Consider the following 23,854-nt stretch of genomic DNA (forward strand, 5'->3'; position numbering starts at 1 on the left):
CTTTATTTTACTTCTTACATTTTAAATGTTCCTGAAGGCCATTCAATTTAAGGAGTTCAAAAGAAATATCTGGTAGGGTATTTATTATATTCTTAATTATCGGGAATTTTTCCGGGTTTAATGAATAGTACACCCACTGTGCCTGCTTCCTTTCTTTTACGATACCTGAAGACTTTAATTTTGCGAGATGCTGCGAAACATTTGATTGGGATAACCCAAGAATAGCGGTCAATTCACAGACGCATAGTTCCTGCCTGCTGATCAACGATGTAATATGCAGCCTATTAGGGTCTCCAAGAATTTTCATAATGTTAGCCAGTGACGATATATCCGAACTAATATTATCCGGTATCATATTACTCAATCACATTCTTGAATATAATATCCGTTCTTATTCCCTTATTGGTATAGGGCACCTCTATCCATTTATATTCAATTCTTGTTGAATGATAATGCTCCTCTGGCTTTGTTTTTAACAGGGTGTTTTCTATCCACTCGTCCTGTAAAGCTTTCAATGCGTTAAGTTTTTGTGGTAGTTCATCCGAATTAGCTGAGTTTAGATCCGATTCTGCCTGCAATATCTCTTTATTAAAAAACCCAGGGTCTTCTTTAACTTCCACCGTTTCTCCGGTTGAAATCCTCTGAACTATGTACCACACTCCTGCCTGTTCTCTTACATCCTGTGTCCCAAACCTTACTCTTGCTCCAGTAAGATAAGAGGCTGCATCTCCAAGACATGGACTATTCCTTGAAATTGATCTCAAATCTGTTCGATCGATTATGGCACCACGAAACAGATCTCCTAATGCTACAGATAATGCATACACCCCTCTGTACAATCCATCACACGCATGACCATGGAACTTTACAAGATCTTCAAAACTAATTTCTTTAGCCTGTTTGCTGTATCTACCATGGCTAGATTCTGTGTCTAGAACTTTGAATGATGGTAAATTATTTTTGTACATCAATCCACCACTATTCAGAATGATAGGACAGTATATCCTTCAACCGCATATCTGGAAAAAGCATCTCTTGCGAATTCTAGATCTATTCCATTTCTGGAGAATGTGTCTTCCATTTTCCAGTTCTTGACCTGATTTGAACACGCTTCTATGGAGATTCCAGACTCTCTTAATTCCTTAATTAGTTCAAGCATTTCGTTATTATCTTCCCCTTTTTCAAGAGCTCTTACTCCACCCGTGAAAAGGAATAACTCCACTCTTTCTACGCCATTTTCTTCCCTGGCTTCATCAATTCTTTTTGCCACGTGAAGACCAGCCATTACTTTATCTCGCTGGTCCAGTCCTGAAATTATGACTATTGCTATTTTAGCTCCCATTATATTACCTAATGAGTATATGCTAATATACTAATTAAACCTTCTTTAATGGGATGAAATTTTGAGATTTCCTCCATTTTTGTCTAAAATAGATAAGAAGATTCGATACGAAGTAAAATGGATGTAATGAAGTTCAATTTCTGATTTCTATGTAAAAACTCTGTTTAAAATGGGGCTGCCCGGATTTGGACCGGAGTCTCAGGCTCCCAAAGCCCGTAGGATACCAAGCTACCCCACAGCCCCATAGTAAGGGAGAGTTTACGAATAAATAAAAAGTTAACTACGAGCAATGCCAAATTTGATGAATTGAGATAACAGTTAAAATGGAGTTGATATTGGTGTGAATAATATACGAAGTTTTTTCTTTAGTGCTAAGATAACCAGTAATCGTGCTTTCCGAGAATAGGATAGAGAGAGGTTTTAATTTTTTGCTGCTTTCAAGAGCAGTTAGAAGTGGCGCGCTAAGCTTTTCCGCGATTGCCTATCCACTGTATCTAAAGATCCTGGGATTCAGTAACCTCTATGTGGGTTTTCTTACTGGATTTGTCGTAGTATTTACCGTGATCCAGACTATGATTCTTGGTGTTCTGGGTGATCGGATTGGTTATAAATATTCAATGATAATTGGAGAAATATTTCCCCTTATTTCAACAGCTGTGCTCTTTTTTGTGACCTCAGGACCGCTAATTTATCTTTCAGTAATAGGTGGAATTGCAGGAGGCCCTGGCGGTATGAGAGGTGCTTTTTCCCCAGGATCAACAGCACTTGTGGCTAAAAACTGGAAAGAACCTAACGATAGAGTGAAGAAACTTGGACTGATGACAACTGTTGGGTCCATATTTGCTGTCGTGGGAGGTGTGATGGTTATAAGCAGAAGTGATGTATCAAGTTTTGTAGGAAATGCTGGATCCTACAGGACTCTTTTCGGAATTAGCTTTATTCTGGTTCTGATATCATTTATATCACTCTTTCTTGTTGCTGAAAGAAAGTCAGAAAAGAAAAAAACAGGTTTCGTTGGGAAAGGTTCGGTTAGACATATAGGAAAAACTGTTTTTGCTAATGCATTCAACGGTGCTGGGATAGGAATATCAATGCCCATACTTTCATTATGGTTTTCAGAGATGTATCCATCATCCACAACAACCATAATCGGAATTGTATTCACAATATCATATATATCAACTGCAATAGGTTCATACATTTCGTCAATATACAGGAAAAGAGGGGAAAAAGCAGCAAAGATTGGTTCCTATGGAAGAATGCTTCAGGGGTTGCTGATGATTCCACTTGCCCTTTCACCATATTTTTATATTGCCGGAATTTTTTATATATTCCGGGCGGGAATAGCAGGTTTTGGATTACCATCCAGGAGCAACATTAATGTAAGTGGGTTGAAAGAAGGTGATTATGGTGCTGGAACTGGATTACAGGCAAGTGCTGCAAGAATCGCACAAACTACTTCTGGAGCTTCTGGAGCGCTGATGGATGTATATCTGCCATTACCGGAAATAGCTGGCGGTATAATTCAGTTCCTCGCTGGTGTAGCATATTACGATCTTTTTGCACGAAAAAAGAAACCTGAAGTTGATGAGATTATTCAACGACCTTCAGATAAATGATAAGGGATAAAAATATTAAAGCATCTTTTTGCCTTAACTTAGACCCTTAACAACTTATAAAAGAATGGAATATGGAATTATGGACCCTTTTGAACCAGTAAATATAGGAGACTTGACGGTGAAAAATAGGTTTGTTATGGCACCCATGATTTCTAATCTGGCTGATCCAAACGGTTTCACCAATGAAATTCACACTTCTTATCTAGAACAGAGAGCAATAGGTGGATTTGGGATGATTGTTACTGAGTATTCATATATAGACTCACCCATGAGCAGGGGATCTAGAAATGAGCTTTCCTTTGTTTCCTACGATCAGGCACCCAGATTGAAAAGACTCACAGAGAGAATTCATTCCCATGGTACGAAAGTGTTTGCACAGCTGGTGCATGCTGGAGGCAAGGCTCTTGCAGAGTACTCAGAAAACCCAAGAGCACCATCTTCCATGCCGTACCTTGGCAGGGAGACCGATGAACTTACCGTGGAACAGATAGAAGATATTGAAAATTCGTTTCTTAAGGCAGCGAAAATAGCCGAGAAATCTAACTTTGATGGAATTGAACTCCATGGTGCACACGCATATTTGATACAGGAATTCCTGTCCCCTTCGCTGAATAAGAGGAAAGACAGGTATGGAAATGATTTTGCAGGTAGATTAAGATTCCCCCAGGAAATAATAGACCTTATAAGAAAGGAAACTGGCCTAAAGATTGGTATCAGGCTCAGCCTTTATGAAGATGAGGAAGATGGGTATGATTCTGATTATGGACTTAAAATAGCCAATTCTCTGAAAAATTTAGATTATGTTCATTTCTCCGCTGGTAGGACAGCCCCGCCCGGTTCTTCGGCCTCATATTATTCTGAGAGAAATCATATTGGTAATAGCCTAAAGAAGAAACCAGATATAACAACAATAATGGTTGGGTCAATTGTTGATATTGAATCCGTAAGAAAGGCTCTTGAAAAGAGTGATTTGGTTGCCATAGGCAGGGCTGCACTGGCAGATCCCTACTTTCCACTTAAGCTAAAAGCTGGCATGATGCCAAGACCATGTATCAGATGCAATCAGGCCTGCAGAGATTTTGGATTTGGACAGGTAAGATGCACTGTCAATCCAATAACAGGAAATGAAACCTATTACCATGCTGAACATATCACAGGACATGTAAAAATAGCAGGTGCAGGTGTCGCAGGGATGGAAGCTGCAATATATCTAGCTAGAGCAGGAATGGATGTAGAGATCAGTGAATCAGATGACAAAATAGGGGGCCAGATCAATGAAATAGATGACCCCTCAAAGAGAAAAGAGTTTATGGAATTGTTAAATTTTTACAGGCAGGAGATAAAAAGACTCAGAATAAGAGTTAATTTCAACAAGAGAGTGTCAGAAAAAGATGTAGATATCTTTCTAGCAGGGGGAGACAGGTATGAGAATATAAAAGAGAATGATGATGTATTCATTGATTCAAATATTTACAAGAATCTTGACCAGGCACTTAACATCGCTAAAAGATGCCGGGTATATATTACAGAGAGGAGTCTCACTTCTCTGGACAGACATAGACAGATGGTGTACAGGCAGATGGCAGAGAGCAGGGGAATTATATTTGTAAAAGAACCTGATCAGAGATTCAAGTCAAGTAGTATAGAAAGGTTTCAGTACGACATATATGGGGCAGCCACAAGGGGAATTACAGCCGCAAGGGATTATATTCGACTTAAATCAGTGCTTTAGATTATTCTTCTCCCCTAGAATTCTCCTTTCCCTCCTCTCCTTATAATTTTCAACTTCTTCCCTTTCTTCATGAGATAATTCGATTTTTTCCTGTTCGATAGATAATATGAATTCAGGCGGAATTTCGGTTGTTAGATAAACCTCTTTTGAGGCCCTGTAAACCGGTATTTTCTTCCTTAGTTCGTCGGTATTTATACCTATGACCAAAGGATCATCTACGTGGAATAGTCCTGTTACATACGTTTTCCTGAATGTGGAAGAGAGATGTATATACGTCTTGTCAGAAGGGCTAATCCCTGTTTCCCTGATTAGTGAAAACTCTTCTTCTGTGGTCTGGTAATAAAGTATGTCAGGTATATCGTCAACTGGAAGATCATCAAGAATCACTGGGATAGTATGATCGTATGTTGCTCTTATTTCTCCCCTTTCATTCACCTGATATCGCCCCCTTTCATCAGTTTTACCAAGTGCTTCTATATGAATTGGCGCCAACCATCCAAATTTTCTTCTCTGAGTCTTTATTGCTGGGACTATAGAATAAATTTTTGCATAACCATTTTTTGATAACTTTATTCCATAATTTTCTGGAAAATGTCTAAGGATTCCAGCAAGAATTCTACCAATTGCATCCACCTCGTCTGGATACATCAGGTTTCGTCCCTCCTGTCCACACTTCGGACACTCAAACCCTCTGTAAAAACCATCAATTGGGCATACCCTCAGATTCTTTTCCAATCTAATCACCAGTGATGAAATCTGATAGTTTCCGGGATACATTAATCTTACTATAACTTGACTTAATTGTATCTGTGACAACTAATTCTGCACACTCTGCAGCGATTTTTCTGGCCGAATCGTTTATAAATAGGCCGTGGGTTGCTGATACAAACACGGCTGAGGCCCCAGAATTTTTTATAATCTCCATTGATCTCAGGATTGTTCCACCTGTAGAAATGATATCGTCTACGAGCAATACCCTCATTCCTGATGCATCTAAATGATCCATGTTATATTCCACAGTCGTTGCGTCTATTCTCTTTTTATTCATGAATCCGCTTTTACATCCAAGGATGTCCGCAACCTCCTTTGCTCTAAAGAATGCACCATCATCAGGAGCCATGACAAGATCTATATTTTTTTCCTTAAAATAATCTGCTATGCTTGCTGATGCATGAAAATCTCTGCATTTACTTTTTGAGTACCTGAACGAGGATGTATCATGAATATCAATGGTGATTATTTCATCTGCATATTCCGATATGGAAGATATAAGGACTTTTGCGGATATTGCCTCACCTTTCTTGTAGATCATATGCTGCCTGGCATATCCAAAATAGGGTATCACCGCAATCAATTTAGATGGATGTTCCTCCCTTGCAGCATCAAGCAGGAATGACAGTTCAAGTATATCAGAATCAATGTTAGTATTTCCAACAACAGCAACCTCTCTGTCACCAAGATCCTCCAGTAACCTGAAATATCTTTCTCCATCAGGGAATACTTTGCGTTCAACCTCCACTTCTTTCATTGAACTGCTGGTCATCATGTTTTTTGCAAATTCACCGGTTCTGGAGGTTGAAACTATATACATATGTGCCGAATGTCATTTTTTTATAAATATATATTTGAATTTGCTAGACCACACTACTCAATATTCTATTTATTGAGAAAAGCTTTAAGGAGTTCCTTAGTTGTTGTGTTTTGAGTTAGTTTTATAAAGGACTCTTCTTCTGCCTTCATATCCTCTGACGGATTAAAATTTAATGATCTCCTCATGGATTTCTTTATTGCTACTATTGTCGCACTATCCTTAGATGCAATTTTTCTTGCAATTTCAAGCATCTCTTCCCTGGTCCTTACGGTTTCCTGTATTATCCCTCTTTCTTTTGCCTCCTTGGCTGAAATTATATTACCAGTGAGCGCAAGATACATTGCATTTTTATACCCCACTTCCCTCGGAAGTATAGTGTTTCCTCCAGCCCCTGCATTTATTCCAATATTAACTTCAGGCTGTCCTATCCTTGACTTCTCATCTGCTATGATCATATCTGACCATTGAGCTATTTCAAAACCGCCACCGAGCGAAAACCCGGTTAGATATGAGATAAATATTTTGTCAGAATTGATCATTTCACTAACAATATTGGACATTTTTTCCCTGAAGGAAATAGCAAGAGCGGTATTCATCTTTAATAGTTCATTTATATCAGCTCCAACCGAGAAGTCACCACTGCTGGAATCGATTATAATCACTTTCAGATTCTCATCTTCTTCTATAACTCTAATGGCTTTTAACAGCTCTTCCAGTAATTCCTGGTTAATGGCATTTCTCTTTTCCTTTCTTGAAAGTGAAATTTCTCCAATGGTGTCATTTTTAGATATATCTATCATATTGATCAACTAAGGAAAACTATTATCTCAATGGCTTTAATCTTTTCACTCTGTCATTTCTTTAGCTTTCCTGAACAGCTCCACAAATTTTTCCGCTGATATTCTTCCAGTGTTCACATTCCTTGGACTTGGGTGAAATATGCACATAACTCTGTATCTATCAATTTCATAGATTTCACCATTTCCAAACTTCCATCCTCTTACTGTTTTTCCCATTTCCCTCAGGGATTGAACTACCGCATCAAACGCTATCTTTCCCAGAACGACTATAATCTTCAGATTTTTCATCAACTGGATCTCTTGAAGTAGATACATATTACAATTAGTTATTTCTCCTTTTTCTGGCTTGTTTTCTGGTGGAACACATCGAACAGCAAGTGATATATAGGAATCAAAATATGTGAGACCATCATCTTTTGAAAGAGACGTTTTCTGGTTTGTTATGCCTGCATCGTATAAACATGAAATGAGAAATTCTGAACTTTTATCCCCTGTAAAAACACGACCCGTTCTGTTTCCTCCTGAGGCAGCAGGTGCAAGTCCTACTATCATCATTCTTCCGTTTATATCTCCATACCCGGTTAGTGGTTTTCTCCAGAATATTTCTCGTTCGTATTTTTTTGACTTTTCAAGAACATGCTCCCTAAAATCTACAAGTCTAGAGCATTTTCTGCAATTGATAATTTTCATGTTAAGAGCAGATATAGAATCCTCATCCATGGAAAGACATAGCTTTCTTACTAAAAATAAACACCATCAACAGGACACCATTTTAATCATAAAATAAGCCAGAAAAATAAAAGAATTCGAGAATAACATAAAATTGATGAATATATGTATGTTACAGTAAAATTACCAATTGTTTAGAATAATATTAATAAATTGATTGAATTGAAGTGCTATGAAGCTTACATCAGTACTGGGGGGTGTTGCCCTTCTTTCATTTTATATATTCATAGTAGTATATTATAAGTTTATTTTATTTTATATTATTGACCTAATCCCGGTGCTGGCCCTTGGAGGTTTTCTACTTGTAAGTGGTGCGCGATCAAAGAGTGTTAAGAATATCAAGAGAAAATCTGATCAGTCCATATTTGATGGTATTATGAATATAGGTCTTGAGAAGATAAGGAAAGGAGACCTTACCGTTGATGAAACCACATTTTCAGTCATAATGAATAAGATTAGTAAATTCATAGTTGAGCAGCATGAAGTTCCAGAATTTGGCTTTAATTCTCTATACCTTAAGTCAGGTACAGAGCCTGAGGCTGAAGATCTTGAAAATAAAATTAAAAACCTTGGTATATCCTGTAAAGTAATCCAGGATCGTGGAAAATATTACGTAATGATTGAACTCTGAATTCTTGGAAGGAGAGTATATTATCCAGAATGGAATTATTATTATTATGAGTACAAATCTTTCGGTCACAACTGAGGATTATTTAAAATCTATATATGAATTAAATGAATACAAGGGTTTTGCGACCCTGGCTGATATTTCACAGATACTTGGAACAGCGAGGCAGACTGTTTACGATGAAATAAAGATACTTCTTGATAAGAACTTTGTGAAAAGGAAAGATAGGGGAAAGTATTCTCTCACTGATGGAGGTGAAAGAGAAGCTAACCTGTTTTTGAGGAAACATAGAGTTGCCGAGATACTTCTCTGGAAAGGGTTGAATATGAAGTGGTCCAAACTTGATGATCAGGCAATGGGCATAGAGCATGGCATGACGGAGGAGATTATTTCAGCGGCGTGTAAGAAATTTAACTGCGAAAAATGTCCTCATGGAAATCCAATACCAAATAGCAATGGAGACGTTTTCCTTCCTGCAGACCTGAAATATAAGGAGCTTGAAGTTGGAAAAAGGTACTTTCTGAATAGAGTGATTTTTGAAACTCCCGATATCCTGAAATTTCTTGAAGAAAATTCTCTCCTTCCGAATGTCATTGTACTGAAGGACAATAATCAAAATGAGCTAATGATGAGTGATGACAGGAGAATTGGTATTCCCGATTATGTACTAGATGCTCTGAGATTCAGAAAATGAATTTTTAGGATCAGAACGTTTCCCTCAGTTCATCAGTTGTTAATAGGATCTTTAAGCTTGTTTGAACTCTCTTTTGATAATAGTAATCCTATGAGAAGAACGATTGTTCCAATGAACAGAAAGACCAACCATGATTGTCCAGTTGTACCGAACAGATTTTTAGAAGAGAAGTATATTACTGCAGAAATTCCAAAGCTAGCTGGTATTGCAGCACCGTTGTATATGAATCCTATTGATGTAGTCCTGTGTGACTTGCTGAAAACCTCTGATAGGAATGCAGGTATGGAAGCGAATATTGCTGCTTCGATGAATGCCTGAATGGAAAATGCAACAATGGTTAGTGTGAGATTTCCAGAAAATACAAGGTAATAAAGCGGTATTAATGATATAAGGAATATTATGGAAAACACAGTCATTGTCAATTTTCTTTTAAATATTAGGAATGCAAAAACTCCGCCAATCCAGACGCCTATCAGTGATATGAGATTTATGTAAGAATTATAAAGATCATCGGCAGATCCTGATATTTTTGTATACAGCTCCCCAAGAAATGTGGGATAGAAACTCAATGTTATTGTATTTAACAGTAGCAGGCCTGCCACCAGCAAAAAGGCTGAAACGAGTATTCTTGTTTGTAATATGGTACCTTCTAGTGGAACTTTTTCAATTTCATTCCTGGATTTCATTTCATCAAAAACAGGGCTCTCGTGGGTAAATAGCCTGATGATTACTGCAACTATTCCTGGTATAATGGTTGTTGCAAATATGACCCTCCATACAAGATCGTCTGCCTGTGCTGGACCATAATAAGACCTGATAAAAGACGCGACAAGCAAAAGAATGAAATATCCAACACCATAACCACTCTGTACGAAAGCACCTACTGCTACCCTTTTTCCCTGAGGTATTGCTTCCATAGATAGTGCTGTTCCTCCTGAATATTCGGCACCTGCAAAAATACCAACTAAGAATAGGAGTATGTAAAGTATTGCTGTAGCAGCATAACCTGCGGACTGGTAAGTTGGGATAAAGGCAATCAGGAATGAAAAGAATGAAAACCCTACTATTGAGTACAGTAACATCTTTCTTCTCCCAAGCTTATCTCCAAGAAAGTTCCCAAGTGCTATTGATCCAACAAATCTTGCAAGGGCTCCTACTGCAAGCCCCAGAAATGTCAGAAAAAGAGAATCTGAAAAGTTTGATGGAAAGAATACACCAGATATGGTTACAGCAACAACCACGTATGCTATTGATGTATAACCGTCCATCAGCCATCCAGAGAATGCCGAAAGGATCTGGGCAACCTGAGTTCTATTCAGCTTTTCCGATTTCATTTGATTACTTTCATTTATAGCCATGAAGATATTCACCCATCTACTTATATTTGAATATACTAAATTCCAGTGATTTCAAAGGTTTTACAAATGTAGAGCTTACGGATCTATCCTGTATTCTTCTCCCATCCACTTCATTGAATTCAAACCTTTTCACTCAGCCTTTATGAATCACGTATATATATTTATATTCTTATTTTATATTCATATTTAGATCTAAATTCCCTTTCATTTATACTTCAACAATTTATTCATTTATTTGATTATTGGCATCTTGTAGATTAGAAGTGTTGAACGATAAACTCCTCGGATCATCACCATGACAAATTTTAATCGTTTAAGTTTTAGTAATCTGCTTCAATCTCTACACTATTATAAAAGTTTTGGAATCAACTACAAAACTTTAAAATTCTCGTCATAATATAGGGTTATTTTGAATGATAATAAAAAAAGTTTTTTGAAAAAAATAAAGGGAGTGTTTGAACCTCTTCTATTCTCAAGAGAGTACCTTAAGAACAAGAAGTGGGTAATTTACCTTATAATTGGATTTGCAGTGCTTTCTACTGCCACAAGGTTGCTTGTCCCAATTATAATTGGAGCAATAATTGATTCCCTGGAATCCAAGAATTTCAACGCGATTTATCTGGAGATTGAATACATTCTTCTTCTGGCAGTGCTATCAGCAGTTGCCTCTTTCGTGGTTAACTTTGGAGCGCAGTACTCCAGTCAGATATATGCCTATAACCTGAGAAAGAAAGTTGTAAATAGCATGGTAAAGAAAAAGACTAAATTCTTTCAGGACAAAACATCTGGTGATCTTCTCTCCAGAACAACAATGGATATTGACGCGAGCAGAAATTTCATTATGAATTCTCTATCACAGTTAATTCCAACTATTCTAATAATAATATTTGCAGTTGGTTATCTCTTCTACATCAACGTATTCTATTCCCTATTCTTTCTTGCAACTGTTCCAATTCTTATCTTTATAGGCATAAAGTTTCAGAGGAAACAGAGACCACACTGGATGAAGATAAGAGAAACCTATGGAGTTATGACTGAAAGCATTCAGGAAGACATCACTGGACAGAGGACCGTCAGATCATACCTGCAGGAAGAGCCTCAGATAAATAGATTTACAGGAATAACAGACACGTATTACGGCGAATACATGGAAGTGGCTAACCTGCGGGGATTTTACAACAACCTAATGCCATTCATAATAAGTGCTGCCGCCACTGCTGTAATATTCTATGGAGGTTACACATCAATTATAGCTAGAAGCGATGTTGGTGGACTGGTAGCTGCTGTAAATATATTTACAATGGTAACTTTCCCGGTAAGTTTTCTTGGAAGACTGATTGCATTTTCAGAAAATGCCAGAGCGGGAATAGGAAGGATAAAGGGGGTACTCGACAGGGATCTTGATGAGGATGTTTTAACAGATGGTGATTTCCCAAAAGGAAATGGTATAAGCATGAGGAACATCAGATATAAGCGGGGAGACAGAGAAATCTTAAGAAATATTGATTTAGAAATCCCTCCTGAGTCGTTTGTGTGCCTTACAGGTGAAACAGGTACTGGTAAAAGTTCCCTTGTTAATCTCATACCAAGACTTGAAGACCCCGCTGAAGGAGAAATTTTTATCGGTGGTGTAAACATAAAGGATATTCCACTTTCTTCATTGAGAAAGAATATAGCTATAGTTCCTCAGGAAATAAGTCTTCTCTCAGGAACTATAAGTGAAAATATAATATTTGGAAGAAAGGGAATAACAGAAGAAATGGCCAAAAGGGCAGCTAAGATTGCAAGAATAGATGACTTTATAGAGAATCTTCCAGAAGGTTATTCAACAATTATTGGGGAACGGGGAATAACACTTTCAGGAGGTCAGAGGCAGAGAGTTGCACTTGCAAGGGCAATAGCATCAAATCCAAGAATACTGATTTTGGATGATGCCACTTCAAGCGTTGATCCAGAGACTGAGCTAGCAATTTTCTCGAGGATCGTGAAGAACATAGAAGGCATTACTGTCGTGCTCGTGTCCCTGAGATACTCGGCTATGAAATATGCAACAACAGTTTATGAGCTTGAGGATGGGGAAATAAAACAGCTCGATAGTATTGAAGAATTAAACTACGCGATGGAGAAAGAGGGGTACGAAAATGAAACAGACCTATGAAGAAATAGAAGAAACTTACATAAAGACCCTAAAGGGAAGGGCGGCCCTTAAGAGACTCTTAAAGGACATGGCAAAAAACAGGAAGCAAATGGCTGTACTCATTGCCTCAGTGATGATAACGGCCATTGCAGCTACCTTCTCTCCTCTCGCTATTGGGGATGCAGTCAACGGAGTGGCTGATAGAAGCTTCAAGGTTATACTTGATTTCAGCCTTCTATTCATTGGACTGGCGATGATACAGTTTGCATCTAATAGATTCAGGGTGATAAGCTCAACCATACTCGCTCAGGGTACTGTAAAAAATCTTAGGGACAGATCATTCAAAAGCATCCAGCACGTTCCCATATCATTTTTCAGCAAGGTTAAGGCAGGTTTTTTGATCAGCAGAATGACAAACGATGGTGAAACACTTGGTGAGTTTCTTACCTTCCAGATCCCCTCAGTTGTCTCTGGAATGACAACAGTAATCCTATCAATTGCAATTATGCTATATCTAGATTTTAACCTTACACTCTATGCCCTAATAGTGCTTCCTTTTCTTTCTATTTTCACCATATCACTTCAGGGAAAGGTGAGGAAGAATTATCTTAGAACAAGAAGGACAATTGCAGCCATTACAGGAAATCTTGCTGAAAATATATCGTCCATAAGAAGCATAAAAGCATTCAACGTAGAATCATATACTGAGGAAAGATTTGATGGTCTCAACAATGATAATCTTAATGCAAATATCAGGGCATCACGGCTTTCTTCAATGTACGGTGCGATAGTAAGAATAATTGAATATTCTGGAATAGCTATCGTTGTGCTGGCAGGAGCAATACAGTTGAAGGCAGGATTAATTTCAATTGGTATCCTTGTTTCATTCATCTTTTACGTTCAGGAGTTCTTTGACCCAGTGATCCAGCTTTCACAGCTTTATAACTCTTACCAGTCGTCTATTGTAGGAGTAGGAAGGATTTACGGAATTATAGACAGCAAGAAAGAGGTTCAGTCTGAGGGAGAGATAAATATATCAACTCTCAATGATTCAATTGTTCTGAAGGATGTGAACTTCGCCTATGACGATTCAGATGCCCTCAAAAATATTAATCTCACCATAAAGAAGGGAGAGAATATTGGAATTGTTGGGCACACAGGGGCTGGGAAAACCACACTTTCTAACCTGATAATGAAATTTTATACTCCACAAACCGGGGAGATACTGGTGGATGGGAGAAATCTTTCAGAAATTAACACAGAATCCTACAGGAACCTCATATCTCCGGTACTACAGGAACCATTCCTTTTCAGGGGCACCATATATGAGAATGTAAAGATTGCTGCCCCTGACAAATCAGAGAACGAGATAGAAAAACTTGCTTCCGATTTCAGCCTAAAAAGAATCTTTGACAAGTTACCAGAGGGAATGGAAACTAACGTCGGAGAACTTGGGAGAAGTCTATCAGAGGGACAAAAACAGGCAATAGCAATTCTGAGAGCATTATGCAGGGATCCACAAATCATCATAATGGATGAACCAACATCAAACATTGATCCCTACTCCGAAAAATTCATCTTTCAGAGTCTGGAAAAATTTGCCCGTGAAAGAACACTTATTCTGATAACACACAGGTTCTCTATGATATCTCTGGTAGATAAGATAATAGTGCTACAGGACGGCAAGATTGTTGAATCTGGAACTTTCCCAGAGTTGAGGGAAAAGAAAGGAATATTCTCCCAGATGTATGATATTCTCTACGGAAACAGAGGCGAAAGCATAGAATAGGTGAAAAAAAGTGAACTCAATTAACTTTTTTCTTCAGGATATCCTCCATTGCTATGTTGATGTCTGAAAATTTAATTTTATAACCAAGAGATTCTATTTTTTCTGATTTTATTAGCTGACTTTTTAGGACAAGATCTGAAGCTTTACCGAAGAGAGATTTTATGATAAAACCTGGAATAGGCAGACCAGACTTTTTCTTAAGTGCCTTTCCTACACTTTCAGAGAATATTCTGGACGTACAGTTACCTCCTACACTGTTTATTGGACCTGAGAAGTTAGGGTTTTCAATTGCGGATGTTATAATTCCAATCTCATCATCCATGTGAACCCATGGGAATATCTGGCTACCAGGTCTTACATATCCTCCCAGACCCTTTAAGAAATATGGCACTAATGCGGCCAGTGCTCCTTCGCCATTTTCAAGTACCAGGGTTGTTCTTACAGTTACAACTCTAACACCAAAATCCTTCGCTCTATATGCTTCCCTTTCCCAGTTGGATACAAGGTTTGCCCAGAAGTCTTTCCCCTCGGGAGAGCTTTCTGTTGCTGCAACATTTTCTGAATATCCATATATGCCAGCCGCAGATCCATTTATTAGTACTTCTGGCTTTATACTGCATTTTCCTATTGCTTCAACTATGTATCTGGTTCCCTTTACCCTGCTATCTACTACCTCTTTCTCATAATCTCCTCTCCACTTTGAAAAAATAGGAGCTCCCGAGAGATTTACCACACCTTTTATTCCGTTCATGAATTCAGAGAGTTCATCTGGTCTGTTTATGTTGTATTCTATATAGCTTACAGCACCCGGTAATATTTCCATGGCTCTCTGAGTATTCCTTGAAACCACATACAAATCATAATTCTTCTCCTTAAGTGAATTGTAGAGCCTTTTCCCTATGGAACCTGTAGCTCCAATTAACATAACTTTTTTATTTTCCATATGGGTAAAACAGGACTGAGTTTAATAGGATTTATTAAAAAAATTTTTTATGAATATTAAGTTATACATTCTTTCTATTCTATTTTGCATTTATAATTTCTTCAGAATGATAAGTGATAATTATTGGAACGCTATTCTCAAAGGTGAAGAGAGAATTAAAGGAAGCTTATGTAATTGAAAATTTGAGAACGCCATTCGGGAGGAGAAACGGATACTTCAGGAACACACACCCTGTCAATCTTCTTGGAAATTTGGCCCGTGAGTTGCTTTTGAGGTTGGATATAGAAGCCTCCAGCGTTGATGATTTTATAGTTGGAAGCGTAGATCAATTTGGTGAACAGTCAGCAAACATAGCCAGAAACGCCTGGCTATCAGCAGGTCTCCCAGAAACTGTCCCAGGTGTTACAGTAGATAGACAGTGTGGTTCAAGCCTACAATCCGTACAGTTTGGTTACAGTGGAATCGAATCTGGAATTTATGATCTTGTGCTTGCAGGTGGAGTTGAATCGATGACGAGGGTACCAATGTTTTCTAGCATTAAGAGTGATTCAACACCCATGACCAGTGAACTCAAGAAAAGATATCCTGTAGATGATGAATGGTTCAGCCAGGCCAGAGCAGCATCAATTGTTGCCGAAAAATATGGTATAACGAGGGAAGAGATGGATACCTTCAGTCTTGAGAGTCACAGGAAAGCTTATTCAAAATCCAGAGAGACAAAATCCGAAATTTTCCCATTAATGGGAATGGATAGGGATGGAAATAGTAAGGTTATGGACCGGGATGAGGGTGTGAGAACGGATAGCACCATCGAAAAGCTATCAGGATTGAAGAACGCATTTGATGGTGTTGAGAATATCACTGCTGGAAACTCCAGTCAAATATCTGATGGGGCATCCCTCACCCTCATTGCTTCGGAGCAGAAAGCTGAACAGCTAAATCTGAATAAAAGGGCAAAGCTAAAATCCTTTACCGTTGCCGGAGTGAATCCAGTTGAAATGTTAACAGGGCCGATTGATGTTACAAAGAGAATACTTAAGAAAGAGGGTCTTACAATAAACGACTTTGACTATTTTGAAGTTAATGAGGCTTTTGCTTCCGTTGTACTTGCATGGATTAAGTCTACAGGTGCTAACCCGGATAAGGTCAATGTCAATGGAGGGGCAATAGCCATAGGTCACCCACTGGGAGCTACCGGTTCTAGACTTGTGGGGACAATGGTTAACGTTCTTGAAAATAGAAAAGCCAGTAGAGGTCTCATTGCCATATGTGAGGGCGGAGGTATGGCAAATGGAGTTGTGGTGGAAAGGATAGAATGAGGAAATTATCGAAATTTTTTAACTTTAAGTAGTTATATCTTCCTTAACTGAATGTAATTTACGTCATGGTTTTCTCTCTTCCTCAGGATTAACTGTGCATGATATTTCGTTCTCTCTATATTCATCCTAAGATTGAGTCCATTTATTCTCTCCCATATATCCAGTCCGATTTTTATTGCGTCCTCATCTGGAATTGATGCATATTTCCTGAAATAAGAGTTTGGATCTTTGAAGGCTGTTTCCTTAAGTTTCAAAAATCTCTGGATAAACCATTCTTTAATTGTCTCTTCCTCAGCATCCACATATATAGAAAAATCGAAAAAGTCAGAAACCATAAGATCGTGAAAGTTGTCGTTTATCCTGTCAGAATGAGATTGAAGAACGTTCAGACCTTCAAAAAGTATTATGTCAGGGTTTACAATTTCAATTTCTTCCTCTGGAACAATGTCATATTTTAAGTGTGAATAAAAAGGAGCCTTTAGATGACTCACACCAGATTTTATCCTGTATAGGAACTTGATCATAGATTTAAGGTCATAACTTTCTGGAAATCCCTTTCTTTCTATTATATTTCGTCTCTTCAACTCCTCATTTGGATAGAGAAAACCATCTGTGGTAACAATATATACATTAAGTGAATTTTCCCACGAAGAAATAAGCTCCTTCATAATTCTAGCTGTTGTGCTCTTACCCACTGCAACACTACCTGCAATTCCAATAATATAAGGAACCCTCTCATTTTCCATTTCAAGGAAAGCCTTTCTTGTCCGGTTCAGACGTCGGTAATTGTCATAGTATACCTTGAGTAATCTTGTCAGTGGTGCATAAATATCCTTTACCTCCTTCATAGATATATTTTCATTTATGCCTCTGATTTCCCTTAATTGATCCTCTGTAATCGTGATTTTTTTTCTGTCTCTAAGTTTTCTCCACTTCTCCCTTTCGATCGTCACAAATGGTGTTTCATAATCTGAGGATTCCATTTTTACATCAGATGCGAGATTGCTTGTAGAATTTAAACAATATCATAACAAGTCATAGAAACTCACCATGTTTGAACTTTATTAAATTTTATAACTCATTATTCTAGGAAATTCTATTTTTAATCCTTATACAAAACCAAATAGGTTATATAACACTGTTTTTTAATAGATTAATGGATTTGAGATTCTACATTCTAAGGAGGGTAGTGGTTATTATCCCCACATTGTTCCTCCTATCTTTCATTACTTTCATATTTGCAAGGCCATTTTTACCTGTTTATGGTAGTTTTTCAAATGGATATCTCTCTTTCCTCTCTATGATTTTTCATGGAAATTTTGGGACCATAAGTACTTCTATTTTCACAGGTCCTTTCATAATAGGTTTCGAACTCTATTTTCCAGTTACTGTAGAGATAGTAATCCTGACTGTGATACTAACATTTGTAATAGGTGTCCCACTGGGGACATATATAGGGAGTTCAAGAATTAAAGAGACAGACTTTATTGCACGGATATTTTCACTTATATTTTATTCCATGCCACTTTTCTGGATTGCAATGATTCTGGAATTCACATTTGGTAGCGGAATTGGAGTTTTTGCCGGACTTTTTGGTAATCATGCAGGATTACCTGTTCTAGGGCAGGGTTACTCATCTACCACGAATGTCCCGTGGATATCTGATCAGGTATCCTACCCTACTCACATGTTATTTTTTGATTCACTTCTTCATGGTGATTTTACTTTAGCTTATATCTCATTTCTGCACCTTATTATTCCAGTTATTGCTCTTACATTGAGTATCCTTGCAATCATAATTAGATACATAAGAGCGGGAGTTATAGATTATTCTAGCAATACATATACAAGAAATGCTGTTGCCAGAGGAATAGGTCAAAAGAGAGTTGTTATGTATTATTCAAGGCGAAATGGATTCTTCCCATCAGCTACCATAATAGGACTCATAATTGCATATCTATTAACTGGAAGCCTGCTTTTAGAGTATTTCTTTGGAATAAGGGGACTTGGATTCCTCATTGTTGAGATAATAGGGAATATAGGGGCAAATGGCCTGGCCATGGCCTCCCTTGTTCTCGTTTTTGGCATTATATTCATGATAGTGAATATTGTGGTCGATCTGGTATATGTGATACTGAATCCTGAGGTGAATTTTTGAGGTGTATCGATGAATAGAGTGAGCTCACTGTTTAAAATTGAAAAACAGGACAGGAGTGATCATGGATATAAACTAACCTTTAGAATGTTACTCAAGAGGAAGGCATTTACTGTGGGATTCATCATCCTTATGGTTTATTCCATAATAGCAATACTTGATGTGGCAGTCCCTCAATATTTGGGAGCTGGTTATGGCTTGATTTCACAGCTAACACGATTTTCTTCGGATACTGGATCTACACCGTTGCCGCCAACACTGAAACCATCCTCAATGTATGGTAATGGTCCAGCATGGTGGTATTATTTTGGGACTACCTACGACGGCATCCCAATACTTCCTGCCATTCTTTCGTCTTTGTATATAGATCTTGGATATACAGGTCTTGTAATTCTCGTTTCTTCACTTTCTGGATTACTTATAGGGACAGTATCAGGATATTTTGGAGGTGCGATTGATGAGGCACTTATGAGAATAATGGATGCATTCATCAGTATTCCTTTCTATGTTACCGCAATCGGTCTGGCTATTCTTTTTTCGATTTCTCTGGAAGCAAATGGCACATCATTTGATGGACTTGATATAATTTCACTTGCCCTCATAATATCTCTCTTCCCGATTTATGCAAGAATATGCAGATCGGCAACAATAAACCACAGAAGGATGAGATATATGGATGCAGCAAAAACCAGTGGGCTAACTCCCCTAAGGAATGCGTTCAGCCATGTTATGCCTGATGCCATTGCCCCTGTGATCGTCCAGATAACGCTCAACTTTGGGACAGTTATCCTGTTTCTTTCCCTGATTGAATACCTTAACATTCAGAATATTATTGGTGTATCAATCTACCTCCCTGATCTGGGTAATCTCATAGCTCAGGGTAGTCTGCTTATTAAGTTCATCCCTGGAGGGTTTTCTAACTGGTGGACAACAGCTATTCCAGTATTTTTCCTGCTTCTTATAGTTGTTGGAGTTAATATAATGGGTGACAGTCTAAGGGATTCACTTGATCCAGAAAGGAGGTGGAGATGAATGGATAAGTCTTCTTCTAAGAGTAAGGCACAGATTTCACTGAGTGTCGAGAACCTTATAACCTCCCTGACTGTTAATGGAATCAATTACAGATCACTCGATGGGATAAGCCTAACCATAAAAAAAGGGGAGGTTTACGGTTTAACAGGGGAGAGCAATTCTGGAAAAACTCTACTTGCTGAGAGTATAATGAATCTAATTCCTGAAAATAAAGGAATGGTCGAAAGCGGAAACGTAATATTCAACAAAATTAACACCATGTACTATCATACAGGAGAGACAAGAAAGTCACTTTTTTCAATAAAAAAGGACAAAGAAGTAAAGAAAAAGAAGCCAAAGAATTATGACAAACTTATGGAAGAACTGAGAGGAAAACGTATTTCTTATCTTATGCAGGATTCATTCCATTCACTAAATCCATCAATGACCATAGGAGATCACATGGTGGAAGTACTAATGAGGCACAGAATTCCGGAGATTGGTAGAAATATCATTAAAAAATCCAAATTAACAAGAGATTCTTTCATTGATTTCCTTGAGGAAGTAAAGGGTATTAAAGTCTTTAAAAAACGTGAATCTATGGTTGTAGATTACTGCAAGACTAATGGGCTAGACTCACATATTTCTGAAGTGATGGAAATAGTTGAAAATGATATAGATTATGAAATGCCCGTTTCTCTACTAATGGATAAGGTTAACCCAGGGCTGAAGGAAAAACAGGTCAGACAGATAGAAAAGATCTCTGACTATTATAATTTGCTTTCAAGAATAGATATGATGAAACTTGAGATGTGCTCATCTGATTTGCCGGAGCGGGAGAATTTAAAACTAAATATTAAAACTCTGGAGAGAGAGTGTAATAAGAAATATTTTCCTCTAAAGATCTCGTTATTGTTTAGTAAGAGATTCATGTTAAAGGAATTCGTAAAAGAAGCCAGGGCATATTCCATAGAGACCATGAAATCAATTGGAATTGAAAGGGCGGAGTCCATATTTAATAAATATCACGATCAGCTACCTCCGGGAATAAGACACTTATGTCTTTTTGGTCTCGCAATAATAGGAGACCCAGATCTTATGATACTGGATGAACCCACTTCGTCCATGGACACTTTTACCCAGACGAAGTTACTTGACTCTGTTAGAAAATTATCACATTCAAAGGGAAAGACAGTTCTTTTTATCACAAACGAGATTGCATTGCTTGCAGGAATAGCTGGAAGATTGGGAATAATCTATGCGGGGAACTTAATAGAGGAATCAACAACTCTTGAGATATTCAACAATTCAAAACACCCATTTACCATTGATTACCTCTCATCTTCAAAAGTCAGTATGGAAGGTACTGAAAATAATGTTCCTCTTGAATTCATACAGGGTGAACCGCCAGATCTGGTGAATCCACCCAGTGGATGCAAATTTCACCCCAGGTGCAAATTTGCAATGGATGTATGTTCAGTGAAGGTTCCGGGAATGATAGAAGTGTCAAGAAATCACAGGGTAGCCTGCTTTTTATATTCTGACAAAACGGAGGTTCAGTAAAATGGTTGATGGTAAAATTGTGCTTTATGCCTCTCATATCTCCTATAATACTCCAAAAAGTGATATATTTGGTATGGAAAATTCAGGTATAAGAATACTTGATGATATATCATTTAAACTTCACGAGGGTGAATCCATGGGTATCATAGGAGAATCAGGAAGTGGAAAAACTGCACTTATTGATATTTTATTATCCCTAATTAAACCAACTTCTGGAGAATTATTCATGGATGTTACTAAGGAGGTTGGTGAAGAGCTAGATGAAATTAACAGGCGAATAGAAAAGATAAATGAACTTTTTATAGAAAAATATGGATATAATCCTGATGAAGAGGAGATAGAGGGAAATGATGAACTCGATCTTCTTACAGAGAGATATGAAGAATTGTGCAAAGAGCTCTCCATATTCAGGATGAATAATAGAGAGATAAGCAAAAAACGTGGATATATTCAACCAGTATTTCAGGATGTATATTCAACTCTTGATCCAAAAAAGGACATTATGAGTTCCCTGTCAGAACCCTTAAGGTACATCCAGCACATTAATCGTGAAGAAATAGGTTACAGGTTACAGAATATTATGACTGAAGTAGGAATAGATGAGAAATCACTTTCCAAATATCCAGTCCATCTTAGCGAGAGTGAGAAACAGAAAGTTGCCATTATGAGAGCATTATCAGTAAACCCCAGGATAGTTGTTATGGATGACCCTACAGCATATCTAGATGTCACAATGAAAATAAAGCTATTCAACCTTATAAATCAGAGAAGATCAGAGAATGGGACGTCATTTATAATAGCCAGTAGCAACCTAAGTTTTATCAGCACTTTCACACAAACTGTGGCAGTCTTATGCAGGGGGAGAATAGTAGAAATAGGTCCATCCATAGATATTTTCTCCAATTCGCTTCACCCTTACACAAAGGCACTGATTTCTTCCATTCCCAGTTCTGATCCGTCAATTAAAATTGAGGGCATAGCTCTTAGAAAACATGGACCTGACTATGAACAAATACCAAAGGGATGCGTATTCCATTCCAAATGCCCAAACGTTATGAGTAATTGTGGCTGGTCAACTGAGGATATTCAACCTTACATCAGAGAAATTATTGATGAATATAGACTTGATGATCCTGCTTCCATACCTGAAATTGAGAATATAATATCTGACGAGGGCGAAAATCTGATTGAAATTTCATTCAGGGATGAAGAGAATTATGATCAAAATATAGTGAGAAGAAAGATTGAGGAGCTTATTGAAATAAGAAAACAAAAACCTGATGGAATCAAATTTGGAGCAATTGATTTCATAGAGTTTGAGGCTGAGAATAATAATCTTATCATACAGTTGATAAAGCCGGTTTTACCAAAAATGATAGAGGTCTCAGAGGATCATTTTGTTTCATGTTTCATGTATACTGTAGATGAAGAAGAGAAAGAGCCCCAAAACTAAGTTCACACATTTTAGAAAAGTCTATACTGTATTATACTAATTTTTAATTCTGCTCCATATGCATGATCTCCTGTATATTATTCTTACAGAAATACTAATGACGCCATTCATAGTGTTTGTAGTACTTTTCGTTTCTTCAAAATTTAGTTCCATGACTGTAAGAAGCATTTCCCTCATCCTCTTTCTACTGTCAATGATGTCAGGAATGCTGAATTCTCTGAACTATTATCTTCTGTATCCTCATGGCTTCCTAAACCAGGTAATGGCAATCAACATTTCAATGTTTGAAATGACAATTATTATTTCATATATTCTTGTTTCAGCTTTCAACGGTAATATTGGCAAAATGACAAAGACACATGCTAAATGGATAGGAATACTTGTTGGGTGGAATGAGGTCTCAATGGCTCTGTTCCTGTACTCACTAGCATATGGCTTTGGGACAAACGGAGAACTGGTGAATACAATTAATATAATCGGAGCTGGAATCACGAACTACCTTTTTACCATCCCCATGATTATTGAAATGGTATCGCTTCTATTTCTAAAGATTCACAACGGATTGACGTTGAGAATTTCAACTGGAATAATTGCAATGCAGGCCTCAGATCCTGGTCTTTTCAGTGGTCTCTATTCTATTCCGCTTATTATTGTGTTTTCCACAGTAATGATAGTAGTTCTATATTTTGTTCTATCGTACACATATAAGAACAGAAAGAATTTGGAAAATGAATGGAGAAAAATGTTGAATTATTTCATCTTTCTAATACTTCTTTCATCTATTGGTCTTGTCATGAGTGCCATAATTCCAGGGCCATTTGGAGTTAAATGGATAATTTTTGCCCTTTCAATGGCCTTCTCAATGGTATATTATTTCCTTATATCCTTTAAGTTCTTTGACTCCAGCACACCAGTAGCAATCAGGAGGAAATTACTTGAAAGTGAAAGCACAGACTGATTATGAAAATATACATCAATGATTCGTCACTAC

General features: G+C 37.6%; 22 protein-coding genes and 1 tRNA gene. 12 read left to right on the forward strand and 11 right to left on the reverse strand.

The annotated features are described in order from the left end of the window. Nucleotides 1-7 precede the first annotated feature (7 nt). The 4 genes from CSP5_RS08880 to CSP5_RS08895 all read right to left on the reverse strand — a co-directional run bounded on the left by CSP5_RS08880 (nucleotide 8) and on the right by CSP5_RS08895 (nucleotide 1,585). Nucleotides 8-355, reverse strand: coding sequence for an ArsR/SmtB family transcription factor (locus tag CSP5_RS08880; RefSeq protein ID WP_077076911.1), 348 nt, complete (start codon nucleotides 353-355; stop codon nucleotides 8-10). Between the two features lies 1 nt (nucleotide 356). After that, nucleotides 357-968, reverse strand: a complete 612-nt coding sequence (locus tag CSP5_RS08885) for a formylmethanofuran dehydrogenase subunit E family protein (RefSeq protein WP_077076682.1) — start codon at nucleotides 966-968, stop codon at nucleotides 357-359. 14 nt (nucleotides 969-982) lie between these two features. Beyond that, nucleotides 983-1,342, reverse strand: coding sequence for a DsrE family protein (locus CSP5_RS08890; protein ID WP_077076683.1), 360 nt, complete (start codon nucleotides 1,340-1,342; stop codon nucleotides 983-985). A gap of 170 nt (nucleotides 1,343-1,512) precedes the next feature. Then, nucleotides 1,513-1,585: transfer RNA gene (locus tag CSP5_RS08895), tRNA-Pro, on the reverse strand. Between the two features lie 146 nt (nucleotides 1,586-1,731). Here CSP5_RS08895 and CSP5_RS08900 point away from each other — a divergent pair. Together CSP5_RS08900 and CSP5_RS08905 are read left to right on the forward strand one after the other, a co-directional pair. Then, nucleotides 1,732-2,961 carry an MFS transporter gene (locus CSP5_RS08900; RefSeq protein WP_172399460.1) on the forward strand — a complete coding sequence of 410 codons (1,230 nt, stop codon included), beginning with the start codon at nucleotides 1,732-1,734 and terminating at the stop codon, nucleotides 2,959-2,961. A 79-nt stretch (nucleotides 2,962-3,040) separates the two neighbouring features. Further along, nucleotides 3,041-4,693, forward strand: coding sequence for an oxidoreductase (locus tag CSP5_RS08905; protein WP_277868663.1), 1,653 nt, complete (start codon nucleotides 3,041-3,043; stop codon nucleotides 4,691-4,693). On the opposite strand, the gene CSP5_RS08910 is transcribed toward CSP5_RS08905, so the two are convergent. The 4 genes from CSP5_RS08910 to CSP5_RS08925 form a co-directional block, all read right to left on the reverse strand. Then, nucleotides 4,682-5,428, reverse strand: coding sequence for an RNA 2'-phosphotransferase (locus tag CSP5_RS08910; RefSeq protein WP_172399461.1), 747 nt, complete (start codon nucleotides 5,426-5,428; stop codon nucleotides 4,682-4,684). The genes CSP5_RS08905 and CSP5_RS08910 overlap by 12 nt on opposite strands. A 1-nt stretch (nucleotide 5,429) precedes the next feature. Continuing rightward, nucleotides 5,430-6,284: a ribose-phosphate diphosphokinase gene (gene prs / locus CSP5_RS08915; protein WP_148690199.1), complete on the reverse strand. Its 855-nt coding sequence runs from the start codon at nucleotides 6,282-6,284 to the stop codon at nucleotides 5,430-5,432. Nucleotides 6,285-6,349: 65 nt separating this feature from the next. Further along, nucleotides 6,350-7,084: an enoyl-CoA hydratase/isomerase family protein gene (locus tag CSP5_RS08920; RefSeq protein ID WP_148690200.1), complete on the reverse strand. Its 735-nt coding sequence runs from the start codon at nucleotides 7,082-7,084 to the stop codon at nucleotides 6,350-6,352. A gap of 45 nt (nucleotides 7,085-7,129) precedes the next feature. Next, a complete protein-coding gene (locus tag CSP5_RS08925; protein ID WP_148690201.1) occupies nucleotides 7,130-7,804 on the reverse strand; it encodes a uracil-DNA glycosylase in 675 nt (224 codons plus the stop codon). A gap of 181 nt (nucleotides 7,805-7,985) precedes the next feature. Between CSP5_RS08925 and CSP5_RS08930 the strand changes: the two genes are divergently transcribed. Together CSP5_RS08930 and CSP5_RS08935 are read left to right on the forward strand one after the other, a co-directional pair. Further along, the gene (locus CSP5_RS08930) at nucleotides 7,986-8,444 is read left to right on the forward strand and encodes a hypothetical protein (RefSeq protein WP_077076689.1); all 459 of its coding nucleotides are present in this window, start codon (nucleotides 7,986-7,988) and stop codon (nucleotides 8,442-8,444) included. 46 nt (nucleotides 8,445-8,490) lie between these two features. Further along, nucleotides 8,491-9,135 (forward strand): metal-dependent transcriptional regulator, encoded by a 645-nt coding sequence (locus CSP5_RS08935; protein WP_077076912.1) that lies wholly within the window; start codon nucleotides 8,491-8,493, stop codon nucleotides 9,133-9,135. Nucleotides 9,136-9,167: 32 nt separating this feature from the next. Here the strand turns inward: CSP5_RS08935 and CSP5_RS08940 are convergent, their stop codons facing one another. Then, nucleotides 9,168-10,469, reverse strand: a complete 1,302-nt coding sequence (locus tag CSP5_RS08940) for an MFS transporter (RefSeq protein ID WP_077076913.1) — start codon at nucleotides 10,467-10,469, stop codon at nucleotides 9,168-9,170. Nucleotides 10,470-10,926: 457 nt separating this feature from the next. Here CSP5_RS08940 and CSP5_RS08945 point away from each other — a divergent pair, with 457 nt between their 5' ends. Both CSP5_RS08945 and CSP5_RS08950 read left to right on the forward strand, forming a co-directional pair. Next, a complete protein-coding gene (locus CSP5_RS08945) occupies nucleotides 10,927-12,651 on the forward strand; it encodes an ABC transporter ATP-binding protein (protein ID WP_145984008.1) in 1,725 nt (574 codons plus the stop codon). Further along, nucleotides 12,635-14,419: an ABC transporter ATP-binding protein gene (locus CSP5_RS08950; RefSeq protein ID WP_021789752.1), complete on the forward strand. Its 1,785-nt coding sequence runs from the start codon at nucleotides 12,635-12,637 to the stop codon at nucleotides 14,417-14,419. The genes CSP5_RS08945 and CSP5_RS08950 overlap by 17 nt, the downstream gene beginning before the upstream one ends. A 16-nt stretch (nucleotides 14,420-14,435) precedes the next feature. Here the strand turns inward: CSP5_RS08950 and CSP5_RS08955 are convergent, their stop codons facing one another. Beyond that, complete coding sequence (locus CSP5_RS08955) at nucleotides 14,436-15,362, reverse strand: TIGR01777 family oxidoreductase (protein ID WP_148690202.1); 927 nt, start codon at nucleotides 15,360-15,362, stop codon at nucleotides 14,436-14,438. A 143-nt stretch (nucleotides 15,363-15,505) separates the two neighbouring features. On the opposite strand from CSP5_RS08955, the gene CSP5_RS08960 reads away from it, so the two are divergent. Next, on the forward strand, nucleotides 15,506-16,681 hold the full coding sequence (locus CSP5_RS08960) for a thiolase family protein (RefSeq protein WP_077076914.1): 1,176 nt from the start codon (nucleotides 15,506-15,508) through the stop codon (nucleotides 16,679-16,681). A gap of 32 nt (nucleotides 16,682-16,713) precedes the next feature. Here the strand turns inward: CSP5_RS08960 and coaA are convergent, their stop codons facing one another. Then, nucleotides 16,714-17,664, reverse strand: a complete 951-nt coding sequence (coaA, locus tag CSP5_RS08965) for a type I pantothenate kinase (RefSeq protein WP_021789749.1) — start codon at nucleotides 17,662-17,664, stop codon at nucleotides 16,714-16,716. Nucleotides 17,665-17,837: 173 nt separating this feature from the next. Between coaA and CSP5_RS08970 the strand changes: the two genes are divergently transcribed. From CSP5_RS08970 to CSP5_RS08990, 5 genes are read left to right on the forward strand one after another with little or no spacing between them, the layout of a single operon-like run. Beyond that, nucleotides 17,838-18,839 (forward strand): ABC transporter permease, encoded by a 1,002-nt coding sequence (locus CSP5_RS08970; RefSeq protein WP_077076690.1) that lies wholly within the window; start codon nucleotides 17,838-17,840, stop codon nucleotides 18,837-18,839. Between the two features lie 9 nt (nucleotides 18,840-18,848). Continuing rightward, nucleotides 18,849-19,868, forward strand: coding sequence for an ABC transporter permease (locus CSP5_RS08975; protein ID WP_021789747.1), 1,020 nt, complete (start codon nucleotides 18,849-18,851; stop codon nucleotides 19,866-19,868). Next, nucleotides 19,869-21,410, forward strand: a complete 1,542-nt coding sequence (locus CSP5_RS08980; protein ID WP_077076691.1) for an oligopeptide/dipeptide ABC transporter ATP-binding protein — start codon at nucleotides 19,869-19,871, stop codon at nucleotides 21,408-21,410. Nucleotide 21,411: 1 nt separating this feature from the next. Beyond that, complete coding sequence (locus tag CSP5_RS08985) at nucleotides 21,412-22,863, forward strand: oligopeptide/dipeptide ABC transporter ATP-binding protein (RefSeq protein WP_021789745.1); 1,452 nt, start codon at nucleotides 21,412-21,414, stop codon at nucleotides 22,861-22,863. Nucleotides 22,864-22,921: 58 nt separating this feature from the next. Next, the gene (locus CSP5_RS08990) at nucleotides 22,922-23,821 is read left to right on the forward strand and encodes a hypothetical protein (protein ID WP_077076692.1); all 900 of its coding nucleotides are present in this window, start codon (nucleotides 22,922-22,924) and stop codon (nucleotides 23,819-23,821) included. Nucleotides 23,822-23,854: the final 33 nt, after the last annotated feature.

This window comes from Cuniculiplasma divulgatum (genome assembly GCF_900083515.1).
In the GTDB taxonomy this organism is placed as follows: Archaea; Thermoplasmatota; Thermoplasmata; order Thermoplasmatales; family Thermoplasmataceae; genus Cuniculiplasma; species Cuniculiplasma divulgatum.